Raw genomic sequence first — 16,044 nt, 5'->3', positions numbered from 1 at the left:
AGGGGGATTGTGCTGAATATTGAAATTATAATCGCTTCATTACTGTTTTTATTTATTTTGATTTTTCATTATGATTTTTATCATTTGGTAAGTCTGATTTTGGAATATATTGTAATTATTGAAGTGGTTCAGATGCTTTTTGTCTTTTTCAAAAGACAGAGGATAAAACTGAGGTATATGATTGATGCCGGAATTATATTTTTTATAAGAGAGGTTTTTATTCTTGTTGTAGGACATAAAAATGAAAAGACTATTTTTTCACTTGTGGCTTTAATAGGGATATTTTTCTTTTTTAGATATTTGTCAATAAAAATAACTTATAAAGCGGAAAAAGAGGAATTAAAGAATGATTAGATTAAGCATATGCTTAACATCTTCTTCTGGCATTTTGTGGAAGTATAGGTAGTTATAAACTTTATCTTCTTTTCCTGCAAGTTTTCTTTCATAAATTTCTTTATATTCTTCTGGTGTCGGGATTCTGCCAAGAAGTGCTGTTACAGCTGCAAGTTCTGCACTTCCTAAGTAAACTTTTGCACCTTTACCCATTCTGTTATCAAAGTTTCTTGTTGAAGTTGAGAATACGTTTGCATAATCTCTAACCCTTGCCTGATTACCCATACATAGGCTGCATCCAGGAATTTCTATTCTAGCCCCCGCCTGGCCGAACACGGCATAATATCCTTCTTCTGTAAGTTTTTCTTTGTCCATTTTAGTAGGAGGTGCAATCCATAATCTTGTAGGAACCTGCCCTTCACCTTTTAGTATCTCGGCAGCTGCTCTGTAATGACCGATATTTGTCATACAGCTTCCAATGAATACTTCATCAATTTTATGAGGTCTATTAGGGTCTGCTAAAACTTCGCTTAAAGTTGCAACATCATCAGGGTCGTTCGGACATGCAACAATAGGTTCGGTGATTTTATCTAAATCAATTTCAATAACTGCCGCATATTCTGCGTTTTCATCTCTTCTTAGAAGTTTTGGATTTTTCAGCCATTCTTTCATTTTATCAATTCTTCTTTGAAGCGTTCTTTTATCTTCATATCCGGCTTTAATCATAGCTTCAAGCATTTTGATATTTGATTTTAGATATTCTTCAACCTGATTTTCGCTTACATCAACAGTGCACGCAGCCGCACTTCTTTCAGCCGATGCGTCAGCCAATTCAAAAGCCTGTTCTATTGTTAGGTTTCTTATTATATCGCCCTCAATTTCCAAAATTCTTCCGTTAAACACATTTTTTTTGTTTTTCTTTTCGACGGTTAAAAGTCCTTGTTTTATTGCAAAATATGGAATAGCATTAACCAAATCCCTTAAAGTGATTCCAGGTTGTAATTCCCCTTTGAATTTAACCAATACACTTTCCGGTACATTTAGAGGCATTGAGCCTGTAACGGCTGCAAACGCTACAAGCCCGCTGCCTGCCGGGAAGCTGATACCCATAGGGAATCTTGTATGGCTGTCTCCTCCTGTTCCAAGAGTGTCCGGTAAAATCATTCTGTTTAACCAGGAGTGGATTACCCCGTCCCCAGGTCTAAGCGCCACACCCCCCCTGCTTGTAATAAATGCCGGAAGTGTGTGATGAAGCTTGACATCAGCCGGTTTTGGATAAGCCGCTGTATGACAGAAAGTCTGTAATACCAAATCCGCATTAAATCCTAGAGCGGCCAGTTCTTTAATTTCATCTCTTGTCATTGCACCTGTTGTATCCTGGCTACCAACAGTTGTAGCTGTCGGTTCAACATACATGCCAGGTCTAACACCTTCCATTCCGCAGGCTTTTCCGATAATTTTTTGGGCAAGTGTATATCCTACGCCTTCTTTTCCTTTTGGTTGGGCAGGTCTTATAAATATATCGCTTTCCGGCTCCATTTTAAGAGAAACTCTTGCTTTTTTAGTCAGGTTTTTACCTATAATTAACGGAACCCTTCCTCCTGCCCTTACTTCATCCGGAAGTGTATTTGGTTTTAGTTTAAATTCACTAATAACTTCTCCGTTTTTTAGAATTTTACCCTCATAAGGTCTGATTTCTATTTCGTCTCCTGTTTCGAGTTTGCTGACATCCGCACCTTCGATAGGAAGAGCGCCAGAATCTTCAAGTGTGTTAAAGAAAATAGGGGCAATTACGCTGCCTATAACAATTCCACCTCTTTTTTTATTTGGAACGAAAGGAATTTCTTCACCTATATGCCAAATAAGTGAGTTTGCGGCTGATTTTCTAGAGCTTCCAGTCCCAACTACATCACCAACAAAAGCAACAGGAAGCCCTTTTTCTTTAAGTTCTGCTATTTTATTTAGGGCATCAGGTATTTTTGCTTTTAGCATACTTGTTGCATGAAGCGGAATATCGCTTCTTGTAAATGCTTCGCTGGCAGGAGATAAATCATCAGTATTAGTCTCACCTGGTACTTTAAATACTATTGCTTTAATTGATTCAGGAAGAGGGTTTTTAGAAGTAAACCACTGGGCATTTGCCCAGGATTCAAGCACATCTTTAGCATATTTGTTTCCGGCTTTTGCTAATTCTTCAACATCGTGAAATGCGTCATATACAAGTAAAATATTTTTAAGCTGATTTGCAGCTTCCTTTGCAATTTCTTCATCTTTGTGTGAAAGTGCGTCAATTAAAGGTTTTACGTTATATCCCCCAAGCATAGTCCCTAAAATTTCAACCGCTCTTTTTGGGGAGATTGCAGGAGATGAAGTTTTGCCTTGAATAATATCGTTTAAAAACGCCGCTTTTACATATGCAGCTTCATCAACACCAGGATTAATATGATTTAAAAACAGATCCATTAAATATTCTTCTTCCGGGATTGGAACCATTTTAAGAAGTTCAACCAACTCAGCTGTTTGTTTAGCTGTAAGCGGAAGCGGCGGAATGCCAAGTTTAGCTCTTTCTTCAGTATGTTTTTTATATTCTTCAATAAAGCTCATATCTGTCCTTTTTTATTGCAATTATAAAATTATTTTTACAAATTGTTACATCAATTAACACTTTTAATTATTTGATGTGTAATATAGTAACAAAATATTTTGTTATAATTTTAACAAAAAGGAAAATAGTGGACTTTAAAAAAATTGCAAAAGAAGTTTTGCAAATAGAGGCAAACGAGCTTTTACATGCGGATATCAGCGGCATAGAAAAAGCGGTTGAAATAGCATATAATACACCGGGTAAATTAATAGTTACGGGTGTTGGAAAATCCGGTCTTATAGGGGGTAAAATAGCGGCAACACTTGCAAGTACCGGAACTCCGAGTTTTTTTATCCATCCGACTGAGGCCCTTCACGGGGATCTTGGGATGATAGGGAAAAATGACAGCGTGCTTGCAATAAGTTATTCGGGAGAGAGCGAAGAGCTTATAAAAATCCTTCCCCATATTAAAAGATTTGATGTGCCTTTGATTGCAATGACGGGTAGGTCTGATTCAACACTGGCAAGATATGCAGACGTGGTTTTGAATATACATGTTCAAAAGGAGGCGTGTCCTTTGAATGTGGCGCCTACAAGTTCGACCACCCTTACACTTGCTGTGGGGGATGCCCTGGCGGTTTGTCTGATGAAAAAAAGAAACTTTACAAAAGAGGATTTTGCATCTTTTCATCCAGGAGGAAGTTTAGGAAAAAAACTTTTTATAAAAGTCAAAGATTTAATGAAAAAAGATTTTCCTGTAGCCGATGAGAATGATTCTTTAAAAGAGGCTATTATTAAAATGACAGAAGGTAAAATAGGACATATTCTGTTTTTAGAAAACAAAAAACCTAAAGCAGTTTTAAGCGACGGTGACCTCAGACGGGCTATGATGAGCAAAAATTTTGATTTAAATAAAAATGCTATAGATTTTGCTACAAAAAATCCTAAAACTATAAATCAAAATATTTTAGCAAGTAATGCGCTTAAATATATGGAAAACAATAAAATTCAGCTGCTGCCTGTAATAGACGACAAAGAAAACGTAGTCGGTGTGATTCATATACATCAATTGGTTGAAGCGGGAATAAGATAGTGAGTAGTGAGTTGTGAGTAGTGAGTAGTCAAATTGACAAGAGGCCAAGTTGCCAAGTTCCAAGTAGCTATGGTGAAAAATGAAAAGTGAAAAATTAAAGGAAATAAATGAGACTTAATAAATTTATAAGCCATCATACGACCTATTCAAGAAGAGAAGCGGACAGGCTTATATTTGAGAGAAGGGTAAAAGTAAATAAACAGACTGTTACAAATCCTGCATATGAAGTGGAAGACGGCGACAAAGTGTCTGTAAATTCAAAACCAGTAAAAATAAGTTCAAAATATACTTGTATTGTATATAATAAGCCAAAAGGAGAACTTGTAACAAAAAAAGACCCACAGGGCAGAAAAACAATATATGATTCCCTTCCAAGAAAATTTAAACATTTTATCCCAGTCGGAAGACTTGATTTTGCAAGCGAAGGGCTTTTGATTTTAACCGATTCGCCAAAAATTGCCGAAGCTTTGATGAAATCCAATTTACCGAGAGTTTATAGGCTCAGAATCAAAGGCTCTATAACAGAAGAAATGTTAAAAGCCATGGGGGAAGGTATTGAAGTGGGAATTGAAGGTGCCCATAAAAATACCGACATAAACAATATTACTTTAAAACCTTTTTTAAATGTTCAAATTATAAAAAATTCACCTAAATTTTCAACACTTAAAGTTGCTATAGAAGAGGGGAAAAACAGAGAACTTAGACGCTTTTTCGCTCATTTCGGAAGGGATGTGATGGATTTAAAAAGGCTTAGTTACGGGTGGGTGAGCCTTAATGCTTTGCCTCAGGGAAAGACAAGATATTTTGATAAAAAAGAATATAAAATACTAAAAGATTTTTTAAAAGGGAGTTAAATGAAAACGATTAGATTTAAAACGGAGCATAAATCTCAAATAATAGACATAACAGACGATATCAAAGAAATAATAATTAAAAGCGGGGTTAAAAACGGTGTGGTCAGTGTTTTTTGCCCTCATTCAACGGCAAGTGTCATTATTTTTGAAAAAAGTGATCCGACTCTCAGAAGGGATTTATTGATGACATTAAAAAACATTGTTCCATATAAAGATTACGCTCATAAAAATGCAAGGGCTCATTTAAAGGCTTCTTTATTAACCAGTAATCTTACTTTAATAGTGGAAAATGCCAAAATAATGCTTGGAAAATGGCAAAGTGTCTTTTTGGTTGAATTTGACGGACCAAGAGAAAGGAGCGTGTATGTTAAGGTAATTAATGATTAACCCCATTTTAATTATAATCATTTTACTTTTTATTGCCTTAATTTTTAACATACCCTTGGCTAAATTTAAAATTCCTCCTATTATAGGATATATTTTTACAGGTATTCTTATTGCGAATATTTTTCATATTGAACATCATACAATAGAAATTGTTGCAGAAATAGGAATTGTTTTTTTAATGTTTTTAATCGGACTTGAGTTTTCTCCGGAAAAATTAAAAACAATGAAAAAAGAGGTTTTTTTATACGGTTTTTTGGAAATGAGTATTGCAGGTGTTTTTTTCGGACTTGTTTTTTGGTTTGTTTTAAATGTGGATATAAGGGTTTCTTTTATTGTAGGAAGTGCTTTGGCACTCAGTTCTACCGCTATTGTTTTAAAACTTTTAAATGAATCCCGTGAAATATCAAAACCTTACGGAAGAGTTGCTCTTGGCATATTGCTTTTTCAAGATATCGCTGTTATCCCTATTTTAATTGCGATTTCACTTATAGTAAACAAAGACGCCCCGTTTTTACCCCTGATTGTTAAAACAATAGAAGCAATGGCGTCTCTTGGTATTTTTATTTATATTTTCGGTAAATATATTGCCCCGTTTATTATTACAAAAGCCACCAAAACAAAATCTGATGAAATTTTTCTTTCAACTGTTTTGTTGGTTGTATTGACTGCGGCTGAGACAGCCCATTTTTTTGGGCTCAGTTATTCTCTCGGGGCATTTTTGGCGGGTATGATTTTGAGCGAAACAAAATATAAATATCAGATAGAAGCGGATTTGGTTCCTTTTAGAGATTTGCTTTTAGGCATATTTTTTATTTCCGTAGGTCTTATGGTAAATATTCATTTTGTATTTAACCATGTATTTTCAATTGTTTTAATTACTTTAACTGTTATGACGCTCAAGGCCTTTTTAATTTATTTAATTTTGAAAAAATTTGTAAAACATAAAAGAGTGGCTTTAAAAAGCGGTTTTATACTTTCTCAGATAGGCGAATTTGCTTTTGTAATTTTTGCACTTTTGGGTAAATTTTCTTTATTAGAAAATTTTTTACTGCAAGAACTGGTGGTTGCCGCTGTAATTTCTATGATTTTAACGCCTTTTATCATTAAGTATATTTATAAATTAGCAGATATTTTTGACGAAGATATACAGAATTTCGAAGAATATAATATTTTTTCGGCAGGAGCCAGAGGGCATATAGTACTAATCGGCTATGATAAGATAGGTCAAAGAATAGCAAGAAAACTTAATAATTTTAAAATTCCTTATGTAGCGATAGACAAACAGATGGAATTGGTAAAAGACGGCTTAAATAAAGGCGATAATGTTATTTTTGGCAATGCTGCAAACAAAAGAGTGCTTGAAAGTCTGGATATAGAAAATGCGTATGCGGTAATTATTACCACACAGAATGAAGAACACACCCATATGATTGTAGAAAATATTTTAGATATTAATCCAAATCTGAATATTATTGTTTTAAGTGAAAATGAGGATGAGGTTAATTATTATAAAGAAAAAAATGTTTATGTAGTGGATAAAAGTAAAGAACTTGCCGAAATACTGATAAATTTAGCGCTTAAATGTGAATTGGAAAATTAAAAACATTTGGTATAATTTTGTAAAAAAGGATATAAATGTTTGAAAAGTTAGTAAAAAATATATCTAATTACAGACAACCGATGGCTTTTGGAATTGCAAGAGTCGATTTGGGACAGTTAAACCATGATAAAGTACTTCAGGCCACTTATCCCGTAATAAACTGGAATGAAAATTTTGGCTCAGCAGCAGTATTTATCAGAAGTTTGATTGAATGCGGCGTTGATGTTGATTTTGAAAAAAGCGAATTTGTAGCGCCTATTTCCAAAGATTTTGTAGATACGGCATTAAATTATTTCGGAGAAGATTTGATAAGTGAGGCCGTAGGCGAAAAACATAAAAATATACAGGTTTTAAAGGTTTTAAAAGAAATTTTTGAAGAAGAGTTATACGATAATTACAGAATTTGTTTCTTATTTAAAGATGAGGCCCCAAAGTCGGTTGAGGCTGTTTATTTGAAATTATACGCCCTTTCCACAAGAAAAGCACCTTTAAGAGGAGTAAATTTGAGCGGGGCTTTCGGTGTTTTGCATAATTCGGCGTGGATTGGAAATGTACCGATTGAGCTTGAATATTTAAAAGCCCATGAAATTGAAATGAAGCTTAAAGATTCATTCCCTGAAATAGAATATGTGGATAAATTTCCGAGATTCCTTGCACATATAATTCCGGATGAAAATATAAGAATTCTTGATACAAGCAAAGTAAGATTCGGTGCCCAGTTGGCTCCCGGAACCACTGTAATGCCGGGGGCAAGTTATATAAACTTTAACGCCGGAACAGAGGGTGCGGTAATGGTTGAAGGCAGAATAAGCTCATCCGCCGTTGTAAAAGAAGGTGCTGATGTAGGCGGAGGTGCGAGTATTTTAGGAGTGCTCAGCGGTACAAACGGAAATCCTATTACCATTGGTAAAAATACGCTTCTTGGCGCAAATTCTGTAACAGGGATCCCTTTGGGAGACGGATGTATAGTAGATGCCGGAATTGCGGTTTTAGAGGGCACAAAAATATTTATTGGCGAAGATGAATTTGAAAAAATTAAAGAAGTAAATCCTGAATGGAAGGCGGAATATAAAGAATATTTTAAAGGGTTGGAATTAGCAGGACTTAACGGAATTCATTACAGATTTGACACAACAAAAGGGAAAATGACAGCATTTAGAAGTAGACGTGAGGTTAAGCTTAATGAAGAACTTCATTAAGTAAGTGAGTGGTGAGTGGTGAGTGGTGAGTAGTGAGAATTTCCGTTATAAAAGGAAAAAATAAAAAATAAAAATAAAAAATTTTTGATATAATTTCAAACTCAAATAAAGTAAAAGGATATTAAATGGCAAGAAAATGCGAAATTTGTGGAAAAGGTCCTCAATTTGGAAACAGAGTGAGCCATTCAAATAAAAAAATCAGACATAAGTTTGACCCAAACATTCAAAACGTTAAAATTGAAATTAACGGAGTCAGAAGAAAAGTTAAAATTTGTACAAGTTGTCTTAGAAACCTGAAGAAATCTGTATAATCTCCCCCTCTTTACGGGGTTTTTATGACTTTTAAAGAAAAACTTGCTAAACTCTTTAACTGGGAAACTTCAAAAAAACCAGAAGTAGACCTTTCTTATGAAATCTGGGGAGAGCTAAAACCTTTCAGAGCCCCGATAATACTTACTGTTTTAATCGAATTGTTCGGTACTTTGGGATATATTGCAATTGATCATTTTTCTTTGATGGATGCAATTTATCAGACAGGAATTACTTTTACCACAGTGGGTTTTGGTGAAATAGCCCCCATTTCACCGCTTGGCAGACTTTTTACAATATTTTTGATTATTGCAGGATTTGCCGTATTTTCTTATGCGGTGGGTATTTTAGTGGATGTGATTAATAAAGGCCGCCTTTTTGCACTACTTAAGGAGAACAGAATGCTTTATAAAATAGCAAGACTTAAAAATCATTATGTCGTGTGTTTTCATAACGAATATACCATAGATGTGACAAAAGAACTAAGACATGCCCATATTCCTTTTGTTGTTATAGACAATAATGATAATTTGGAAGAAATTGCCAAAAAGAACAGATATCCTTTTTTTGTAAAAGGGGATCCTCATACCACGGTTTCTATTAAAAAGGCATCTCTTAGCAGTGCAAAAGGTGTAATATCTCTATCCAAAAATGTAGCCGACAATATAGCACTGATCAGCAGTGTAAAATTATACGAAAAAGAATTAAAAAGGCATCCTTATTATATTCTTTCAATAGCAAATTCAGAAGAAGATATAGAAAAACTTCAAAAACTGGGGGCCCATGAAGTAATTTCACCTAATAAGCTGATTGCTAAAAGAATGACGGCAATAGCCGCAAATCCAGATGTTAAAAATATTTTGGAGGAATTTGTATATTCTACAGATAGCCCTCTTAATCTGGAAAAAATAACTGTAAGTAAAAAATCGTGGCTTGCATATAAAAAACTCAAAGACGCACATTTAAGAGAATTGTTTAATGTAAGTGTTGTCGGAGTAAAAGAAGCAAGCGGAAAATTCGTGCCTGTTCCAAAAGGCGAATATACTCTTAAACCTGGGGATAAAGTGTTGGTAATCGGTACTTCAAAAGACATGGTTAAAGCCAGGTTTGTAATAAGAAGTACAAAAAGACCCAAAAATATTGATTTTATATAAGTGAATAGTGAGTAGCGAGTTGTGAGTTGTGAGAAAAATTAAAAGGATTAAAATGTTTAGAATAACACCAATAAAAAACGGACTTTGTGCAATAGACGGGATTTATGCAGACGGTGTAAATGCAGGATTCAAAAAAGATGGTTTTGATGTGGGATTTATAAGAAGTGAAAAAATCATGAATATAGCTTATTTATTTACTACAAACAAATTTCAAGCGGCGCCAGTTAAATATGTTTTAAACAAAAATATTGAAAAAACAAATTTTATTCTGGCAAATTCAAAAAATGCAAACGCCTTAACCGGGGAAGAGGGAATTAATGACATTAAAGAGATTTTAAGTTTTTTAAATGAAAAAATAGATGCAATAAATCCTATAATGAGCTCAACCGGAGTAATTGGGGTAAGAATTGATAAAGAAAAAATAAAGAGTGCTATAGAAAAATTTGATTTTAATGCTAAAAATTCCAAGAATTTTGCAAAAGCAATAATGACCACAGACAGCTTTTATAAAGAAATAGCTTTTGAAGTAGAAGGAAATTTTGGAAAATTTAAAATTGCAGGTGTTGCCAAGGGAGCCGGAATGATAAACCCTGCAATGGCTACAATGCTTTGTTTTATAGTGACTGATGCAAATGTTCCCCGAGAAAAAATGAAAAAAATATTGAGTGAAATTAATGATAATACGTTTAACGCAATAAGTGTTGACGGGGATACATCCACTAACGACAGCGTTTTTTTAATGAGTACAAACGAGGGTGATTATGAAGAAGGGGCTTTTAGGGAAGCATTGAATCAGGTAATGCTAAAACTGGCAACTGATATTGTAAAAGATGGGGAGGGTGCTACAAAACTGGTGGCTTTTAATGTAAAAGGCGCTAAAAATAAATTGGAAGCCAAGATTGCCGCCAAAGCTCTTGCAAATTCGCTTCTTGTAAAAACGGCAATTTTCGGAGAAGACCCTAACTGGGGAAGAATCGCTTCAACAATAGGCGCAAGCGGGATCGAATGCGATGAAAACACTTTATCCATTGAAATAGGAGATGTTTTAATATATGATAAGGGGAAAAACTGTTTTGACAAAGTTACAGAAGAAAAAGCCCGTAAAGTTATGAAAAAAGATTCTTTTAAAATAGAAGTTGATATCGGAATAGGTGATGGCAAATTCAGGGCATTTGGCTGTGATTTAAGTTATGATTATGTAAAGATAAATGCGGAATACAGAACTTAATGTTCTTTTTCCAAAATTTTTAATGTTATAAAAAATAAAAGAGAAATTATAAACATAATAATACTTAAATGAAAAGCGGTATCTAAATCTCCGTTGAATACGCTTGTAAAAATTTCAAGTGAAACGGTATTTGTTTTAAACGGGATATTTCCTCCTAGCATTAAAGAAATACCGATTTCTGAAAATATTCTTGTTACGGATAAAATAACCGATACTAAAAATGTTTTTTTTATTCCGGGCAGAATTATAAATATAAATGTGTTTAACCTGCTTTTACCGCTTATATATGCAGCTTCTTTTATATTCATAGGATAATGTTTTATTGCTGAAATCACAGGTTTGGAATAAAGAGGAAGTGACGCAATAAAACCAGCCAAAATTAACGAATAAAAATTAAAAACAAGATTTATATTTAATTTTAACAGTGTTTGGCCTAAAACTGTGTTTTGTGAAAGAAAATATAAAAGTAAAAAACCTGTTACAATAGGCGGAAGGGCCAAGGGTAAATCAAGTATAAAAGAAAAAATTTTAGCGAAAAAGGAATGTGATTCCGCCAGATAAAAAGATATTAAACTTCCTATTGTAAGCAGCAGTATTAAATCTACCCCCAGCACTTTAAGCGTAAGAACAATTGAAAATATGGCTTCTTCGTTTAAATGCATATCCCCCTGCTTTTTAAATATTTTTTTATTTTTTCAGATTTTAAAAATTTAATAAAATCAACACACGTTTTACTTTTTTTTATTGATGAAAAACCTAAAATTATAGGTGTATAATTCTTTTTTATTTCAATATATGAATATTTGTTTTTTAAAAATAGTGCCATTACCTCATTTGCGACTGCACACTCTACTATATTCATCTGTAAATAATTAATTCCCTGAGGCATCATTGATACTGTTAATTCATTTATAGGATGAATATGAATATTTTTAAAAAATTCTTCTGCCCTGTTGCCATAAATAGTTCCTTTTGGATTAGGAACTGCAATTTTTGTTTGATTTAAATCGTCTAAATTTGTTTTTTTTTCTGCAAATAATTGTTAAGTTGTCTTTACCAATAGGAATAAAAGAATTAAAACCGTTTTGTTTTAATGTTTCTTTTTCTCCGAATATCATAGAAATGTTTTTAAGTTTGGCATTTGCAATAAGCGTTCCCAGAGGGCCGTAAATTACAGTTATTTTTTCTTTGTGTGTTAAATTGTATTGTTTTATTAAAGGTTTAAAGATTTCTTTATATCCACCGGTGATTCCTATAATACAATTAGCGAAAATTTTTAATGAAATAATTAGTAAAATAAGTTTTTTCATCTTTATCCTTTCGTTATATATTTTTCTATATAGCGTATTTTAAAATTATTTTTTAATTTTGTCAATCAAATTTCAAATTTAATTGTATTTTTTTTATTTTTTGATATAATTTCAATCCATAATCATTCCGGCGTAGCTCAGTCGGTAGAGCAGACGGCTGTTAACCGTCGGGTCAGAGGTTCGAGTCCTCTCGCCGGAGCCATCATATAAATGGAAAAATTTTAAATAACGTTTATTTTTAAGTGTCTGTCACTAATGCCGGCGTAGCTCAGTTGGCCAGAGCAGCTGATTCGTAATCAGCAGGTCGGGGGTTCGAATCCCGTCGCCGGCTCCATATATTGTTAAATTTTTAATATAATTATGTCTATGAAAAAAATATTTTTGGCTATTTTATTTTTAACCGGCTGCAGTGTTAGTGATTATCAGAGCATAGCTTCCATTGCTGTATCTAAAAATCCAAAATCAAAAATTAAGCATTTTTTAATTAGAAAAAGAGATTATTATCTTACACATCCTCAAGCACTTGCAAAAGATGTAAAAAGCTTTTTGTATCATTTTAATTTAGAAGTTAAAGAGTTTACAAAAGCTATATCTATTTGGCAAAATCCAGAGAAGCCGACTATCAAAAAATTGGTTAAGTATTCAAATCATTACAGGGCAAGAGCTATTATTGATTTTGACAGAGGATTAGTAAAAGTTGAAACAATTGATAAAAATTATAAAGAAGTTTTAAAAAAAGCTCTTGTTAATACAATGCTTATGCCAGATGACCCAAGAAGCGTAGATTTATTCAGCGATAAAATTGTTTTAAAAGGAAAACCTTTTCTGGCGGGTGAAATATATGATTTTGAAGGGAAACTGGTTTTATATAAATGGAGGGCAAACAGGTATTCCAGTTATTTAATAAGACATAATCTAAAAAGTTATGTATATAAAAATCAAAAAATTTATTATGTAACATTCCCGTTAGTCAAAAACAGCGAAACTCTCAGGGCTAAAAAATATCTTCCATATGTTAAAATGTATTCAAAAAAATATTCAATTTCTAAAAGTTTAATATTTGGAGTTATTAAAACAGAAAGCGATTTTAACCCTTATGCTGTAAGTTATGTTCCAGCATTTGGACTTATGCAGATAGTTCCAACCACAGCCGGCATTGAAGGATATGAAAGAGCTTATGGGTATAAACATATACCAAGTAAGGAATTTTTATTTGTCCCTAAAAACAATATTAATATTGGAAGTGCATATTTAAATCTTTTATATTATAAATATCTCCCAAGAATAAAAAATCCATTAAGTCGCGAATATATGATGATAGCTTCATATAATAGCGGAATAGGAAATGTATTAAGAGTTTTTAGCATAAGAAGAGATAGAGCTATTGCAATTGCTAATTCTTTAAGTCCAAAAGAAGTTTATTATAGACTTATTCACAGGCTTCCAACAAGTGAGGGAAGAAATTATCTTCCTAAAGTTTTAAACAATAGAAATAAATTTATTGCATTATAATTTTAATTGAGAAAAGTAATTTAAAAAAATGGGCATTGACTAAATGGTAGAAATATACAAAAATAACTACAAAGAGACAGGCTGAGAGCTTCATTTTGCTAACGAACAGCTCAAATTTTGCTAAAAATTGCAAACAGCTTCGCAGCCCTTACGGGTTAGGTGCAATTTTTTAAACGCAAAATTTTCGCTAAATTCCGCTACGCTGTCATATTTTTACTTTTCCGTTATTTAGTCAGTGTCAAAAAAAATATTTAAAATAAAAAAAAGGGGAAAAAATGGAAAAAATAAACAATACCTTGGTAAAACTTGAGGATGCAATTAAAAATGTAGATGAAAAAAAAGTTACAAACATTTTAGATGAACTTAAAAACAGTGTAAATTCAAAACTCGACAATGAAAAAATAAAAGAAATAAAAGCCAAACTTGAAGAAATATTAGAGCAAACAAAGTCTGAGGCAAAAGAACATCCTGTTTTTTCAATAGCGGTATCCGGTATTATAGGATTTTTGCTTGGCAGACTTAGTAAATGAATGATAAAAGAAGCAATATAATTGTTTCTATATTGGAAGTTGTTTTATTATTAATTAGAAGTAATTTGTTATTTTCTTTTAAAGAAGAAATAAAAAAAGATACAGCACAATACTTAAATGCTGTGTTTATTGGAATTATCGGATTAATATTTTTTATTCTGTCTTTAATTTTTATAAGTTTCGGTGTATATGAATTTTTAAAACTTTTTATGAAAAGTTATTATGCTTTTTTAATTATAGGGGGATTTTATTTTTTTGTTTTTTTATGTCTTATTTTTACAATAAAAAAACGCCTTAAAGGCTGAGGTATTTTTCTATTCCGTCAGGTGATATTGTAACAATATTTCCGTTTAACTTTTTTGCCGCCAGAATATTTGCGGCCGTTGAAATTCCCCCTGTAATTCCTAAATTCGGCAGTTTTTTCATATATTCAACCGCCTCATCACTTTTAATCAAAATCACATCATCAAGTAAGTTTAAATCAATTATTTTTGGTATAAACCCCGCTGCTATTCCCTGAATGTTATGTTTATTTATTGGTAAATTTTCATTTTTAAGTTTATTGTAAATTACAGGTGCTTCTTTTGGCTCAACAGCTATTATTTTAACTCCTAATGGTTTTAAAACTTTTGCTATTCCTGTAATTGTTCCTCCGCTTCCGACACCTGAAACAAAATAATCTATTTTTTCAATCTGATTTAAAATCTCAAGTGCTGTTGAGTATTCATGTGAAAGGGCATTTAAGGGGTTATTAAACTGGTCTGTATAATAAGCATTATGTTTTTTTATGTATTCTTTTGCTTCATTTATAGCATCAGCAATCGTGCCGTCCGTTAAAATTAAATTAGCTCCATACATTTTAAGGAGTTTTTGTCTCTCAATAGAAAAACTTTTCGGCATAAAAATAGTAGGCTTAATACCAAATTTTTTGGCATAAAAACTAAGGGCAATTCCGGTATTTCCGCTTGTAACTTCCACAATTTCCCTGAATCCTTTTGAAAAAGCGTCTTTTAACATAAAAAGAGCGGGTCTGTCTTTTATGCTGCCTGCCGGGTTTTTGTATTCAAGTTTGATTGAAATATTGTTTAGCTGAAAAATAGGTGTGTTAAACATGTTTGCTCCTTAAAAATAGAATTCCTATACTTGAAGAAATCAAAGTTATTACAAAAAATAAAAAGGCTGCTAAAATTCCCACTTCTGCATTTATTGGAAAATAATCTGAAGAATAAAGAAAAGTAAGTTCCCTTAAACCAACTCCACCGATTGAAATAGGAATTACGCTTACAACTGAAGAAATTAAAAACAAAATCCCGTAATCAATTAAATGAAGTTTTATGTTAAAACTTAGCATTATAAAAATAAAGCTTATTAACTGAAGGGATTGAATAATAAGTGAAAAAACAAATGTTTTTAAAAAGCTTTTTTTAAATTCAATAAAAAGCAGTTTATGAATAAAATATAAAATAAATGGCGTTGTAATAAGTAAAATAATTGCATATATTAAAAACATATCAAATCTGCTGAAAAAAATTAAAACGGAAATAATAAAAAAAATTGCAAAAAGACCTGATATTCTGTCAATTAAAAGGGCTTTTATTATTTTTTTATATCCTACCTCAAAATTTTTTTGAAATTTATAAGCCTTATATGCGTCCCCTCCTATTCCGCCCGGCAAAAGTATGTTATAAAACATTCCGAGATAATATAAAATAAGCTGTGTTTTAAATGTTGGTGTTACGTTTATGTTTTTTAAATATGTGTGAACCCTCATAGCAGAAATAATTTGAGAAAGGTTAAAAGTGATAAATGCCAAAATCAGTAAAGTTGGGTGAATTAGCTTTATCTCTTTTAATTTATTGATATCAATTTTATTTACAATAATTATAAAAGCTGAAATGATAAAAATTATTTTTATTAGTAATTTAATTTTTTTCTTTAATTCTTTACTCAC

General features: G+C 32.3%; 18 protein-coding genes and 2 tRNA genes. 14 read left to right on the top strand and 6 right to left on the bottom strand.

All coding sequences use genetic code 11. The features are described from left to right. Positions 1-9: 9 nt before the first annotated feature. Positions 10-354, top strand: a complete 345-nt coding sequence (locus tag DZ64_RS0103750) for a phosphate-starvation-inducible PsiE family protein (protein WP_024789488.1) — start codon at positions 10-12, stop codon at positions 352-354. Here DZ64_RS0103750 and acnB read toward each other — a convergent pair. Further along, positions 340-2,937 carry a bifunctional aconitate hydratase 2/2-methylisocitrate dehydratase gene (gene acnB / locus DZ64_RS0103745; RefSeq protein ID WP_024789487.1) on the bottom strand — a complete coding sequence of 866 codons (2,598 nt, stop codon included), beginning with the start codon at positions 2,935-2,937 and terminating at the stop codon, positions 340-342. The two genes, DZ64_RS0103750 and acnB, sit on opposite strands and share 15 nt — an antisense overlap. A gap of 128 nt (positions 2,938-3,065) precedes the next feature. Between acnB and DZ64_RS0103740 the strand changes: the two genes are divergently transcribed. The 8 genes from DZ64_RS0103740 (at position 3,066) to argJ (ending at position 10,741) form a co-directional block, all read left to right on the top strand. After that, on the top strand, positions 3,066-4,010 hold the full coding sequence (locus DZ64_RS0103740) for an SIS domain-containing protein (RefSeq protein WP_024789486.1): 945 nt from the start codon (positions 3,066-3,068) through the stop codon (positions 4,008-4,010). 107 nt (positions 4,011-4,117) lie between these two features. Beyond that, a complete protein-coding gene (locus tag DZ64_RS0103735; RefSeq protein WP_024789485.1) occupies positions 4,118-4,864 on the top strand; it encodes a pseudouridine synthase in 747 nt (248 codons plus the stop codon). Then, a complete protein-coding gene (locus tag DZ64_RS0103730; RefSeq protein ID WP_024787288.1) occupies positions 4,865-5,251 on the top strand; it encodes a secondary thiamine-phosphate synthase enzyme YjbQ in 387 nt (128 codons plus the stop codon). Continuing rightward, positions 5,244-6,851, top strand: coding sequence for a cation:proton antiporter (locus tag DZ64_RS0103725; RefSeq protein WP_024789484.1), 1,608 nt, complete (start codon positions 5,244-5,246; stop codon positions 6,849-6,851). The genes DZ64_RS0103730 and DZ64_RS0103725 overlap by 8 nt, the downstream gene beginning before the upstream one ends. A 35-nt stretch (positions 6,852-6,886) precedes the next feature. Next, entirely contained in the window at positions 6,887-8,050 is a 1,164-nt protein-coding gene (locus DZ64_RS0103720) for a 2,3,4,5-tetrahydropyridine-2,6-carboxylate N-succinyltransferase (RefSeq protein ID WP_024789483.1), read from the top strand. 125 nt (positions 8,051-8,175) lie between these two features. After that, the gene (gene rpmB / locus DZ64_RS0103715) at positions 8,176-8,361 is read left to right on the top strand and encodes a 50S ribosomal protein L28 (protein WP_024787285.1); all 186 of its coding nucleotides are present in this window, start codon (positions 8,176-8,178) and stop codon (positions 8,359-8,361) included. Between the two features lie 24 nt (positions 8,362-8,385). Continuing rightward, positions 8,386-9,513, top strand: coding sequence for a potassium channel protein (locus DZ64_RS0103710; RefSeq protein ID WP_024789482.1), 1,128 nt, complete (start codon positions 8,386-8,388; stop codon positions 9,511-9,513). A 52-nt stretch (positions 9,514-9,565) separates the two neighbouring features. Next, positions 9,566-10,741, top strand: a complete 1,176-nt coding sequence (gene argJ / locus DZ64_RS0103705; protein ID WP_024789481.1) for a bifunctional glutamate N-acetyltransferase/amino-acid acetyltransferase ArgJ — start codon at positions 9,566-9,568, stop codon at positions 10,739-10,741. On the opposite strand, the gene DZ64_RS0103700 is transcribed toward argJ, so the two are convergent. Genes DZ64_RS0103700 through DZ64_RS0103690 form a run of 3 tightly spaced genes read right to left on the bottom strand, consistent with a single transcriptional unit; the run spans position 10,738 to position 12,051 of the window. Further along, positions 10,738-11,403: a molybdenum ABC transporter permease gene (locus DZ64_RS0103700; protein WP_024789480.1), complete on the bottom strand. Its 666-nt coding sequence runs from the start codon at positions 11,401-11,403 to the stop codon at positions 10,738-10,740. The genes argJ and DZ64_RS0103700 overlap by 4 nt on opposite strands. Further along, positions 11,394-11,732, bottom strand: coding sequence for a substrate-binding domain-containing protein (locus DZ64_RS14000; RefSeq protein ID WP_369792106.1), 339 nt, complete (start codon positions 11,730-11,732; stop codon positions 11,394-11,396). The genes DZ64_RS0103700 and DZ64_RS14000 overlap by 10 nt, the downstream gene beginning before the upstream one ends. After that, positions 11,719-12,051 carry a hypothetical protein gene (locus DZ64_RS0103690; RefSeq protein ID WP_024789478.1) on the bottom strand — a complete coding sequence of 111 codons (333 nt, stop codon included), beginning with the start codon at positions 12,049-12,051 and terminating at the stop codon, positions 11,719-11,721. Before DZ64_RS0103690 ends, DZ64_RS14000 begins: the two co-directional genes overlap by 14 nt. Before the next feature lie 126 nt (positions 12,052-12,177). Here DZ64_RS0103690 and DZ64_RS0103685 point away from each other — a divergent pair. The 5 genes from DZ64_RS0103685 to DZ64_RS0103665 all read left to right on the top strand — a co-directional run bounded on the left by DZ64_RS0103685 (position 12,178) and on the right by DZ64_RS0103665 (position 14,398). Next, positions 12,178-12,253 (top strand) — tRNA-Asn (locus tag DZ64_RS0103685). A gap of 55 nt (positions 12,254-12,308) precedes the next feature. Continuing rightward, a tRNA-Thr gene (locus DZ64_RS0103680) sits at positions 12,309-12,385 on the top strand. A 32-nt stretch (positions 12,386-12,417) separates the two neighbouring features. Then, positions 12,418-13,563, top strand: coding sequence for a murein transglycosylase domain-containing protein (locus DZ64_RS0103675; RefSeq protein WP_024789477.1), 1,146 nt, complete (start codon positions 12,418-12,420; stop codon positions 13,561-13,563). A gap of 275 nt (positions 13,564-13,838) precedes the next feature. Then, positions 13,839-14,093, top strand: coding sequence for a hypothetical protein (locus DZ64_RS0103670; RefSeq protein WP_024789476.1), 255 nt, complete (start codon positions 13,839-13,841; stop codon positions 14,091-14,093). After that, positions 14,090-14,398, top strand: a complete 309-nt coding sequence (locus DZ64_RS0103665; RefSeq protein ID WP_024787279.1) for a phage holin family protein — start codon at positions 14,090-14,092, stop codon at positions 14,396-14,398. The genes DZ64_RS0103670 and DZ64_RS0103665 overlap by 4 nt, the downstream gene beginning before the upstream one ends. Here DZ64_RS0103665 and DZ64_RS0103660 read toward each other — a convergent pair. Continuing rightward, a complete protein-coding gene (locus DZ64_RS0103660) occupies positions 14,388-15,206 on the bottom strand; it encodes a PLP-dependent cysteine synthase family protein (protein WP_024789475.1) in 819 nt (272 codons plus the stop codon). The genes DZ64_RS0103665 and DZ64_RS0103660 overlap by 11 nt on opposite strands. After that, a complete protein-coding gene (locus tag DZ64_RS0103655; RefSeq protein WP_024789474.1) occupies positions 15,199-16,044 on the bottom strand; it encodes a lysylphosphatidylglycerol synthase transmembrane domain-containing protein in 846 nt (281 codons plus the stop codon). The genes DZ64_RS0103660 and DZ64_RS0103655 overlap by 8 nt, the downstream gene beginning before the upstream one ends.

It is taken from the genome of Lebetimonas sp. JH292, assembly GCF_000523275.1.
Classification (GTDB): Bacteria; Campylobacterota; Campylobacteria; order Campylobacterales; family Nautiliaceae; genus Lebetimonas.
The sequence above is the reverse complement of the archived record's forward strand: the minus strand, read 5'-3'. Positions and strand labels throughout refer to the sequence as shown.

Coding starts and splice junctions, on each gene's coding strand:
- acnB (WP_024789487.1), bottom strand. CDS start 2,937: ATGAGCTTTATTGAAGAATATAAAAAACATACTGAAGAAAGAGCTAAA.
- DZ64_RS0103735 (WP_024789485.1), top strand. CDS start 4,118: ATGAGACTTAATAAATTTATAAGCCATCATACGACCTATTCAAGAAGA.
- DZ64_RS0103730 (WP_024787288.1), top strand. CDS start 4,865: ATGAAAACGATTAGATTTAAAACGGAGCATAAATCTCAAATAATAGAC.
- DZ64_RS0103725 (WP_024789484.1), top strand. CDS start 5,244: ATGATTAACCCCATTTTAATTATAATCATTTTACTTTTTATTGCCTTA.
- DZ64_RS0103720 (WP_024789483.1), top strand. CDS start 6,887: ATGTTTGAAAAGTTAGTAAAAAATATATCTAATTACAGACAACCGATG.
- rpmB (WP_024787285.1), top strand. CDS start 8,176: ATGGCAAGAAAATGCGAAATTTGTGGAAAAGGTCCTCAATTTGGAAAC.
- DZ64_RS0103710 (WP_024789482.1), top strand. CDS start 8,386: ATGACTTTTAAAGAAAAACTTGCTAAACTCTTTAACTGGGAAACTTCA.
- argJ (WP_024789481.1), top strand. CDS start 9,566: ATGTTTAGAATAACACCAATAAAAAACGGACTTTGTGCAATAGACGGG.
- DZ64_RS0103700 (WP_024789480.1), bottom strand. CDS start 11,403: ATGCATTTAAACGAAGAAGCCATATTTTCAATTGTTCTTACGCTTAAA.
- DZ64_RS0103690 (WP_024789478.1), bottom strand. CDS start 12,051: ATGAAAAAACTTATTTTACTAATTATTTCATTAAAAATTTTCGCTAAT.
- DZ64_RS0103675 (WP_024789477.1), top strand. CDS start 12,418: ATGAAAAAAATATTTTTGGCTATTTTATTTTTAACCGGCTGCAGTGTT.
- DZ64_RS0103670 (WP_024789476.1), top strand. CDS start 13,839: ATGGAAAAAATAAACAATACCTTGGTAAAACTTGAGGATGCAATTAAA.
- DZ64_RS0103665 (WP_024787279.1), top strand. CDS start 14,090: ATGAATGATAAAAGAAGCAATATAATTGTTTCTATATTGGAAGTTGTT.
- DZ64_RS0103660 (WP_024789475.1), bottom strand. CDS start 15,206: ATGTTTAACACACCTATTTTTCAGCTAAACAATATTTCAATCAAACTT.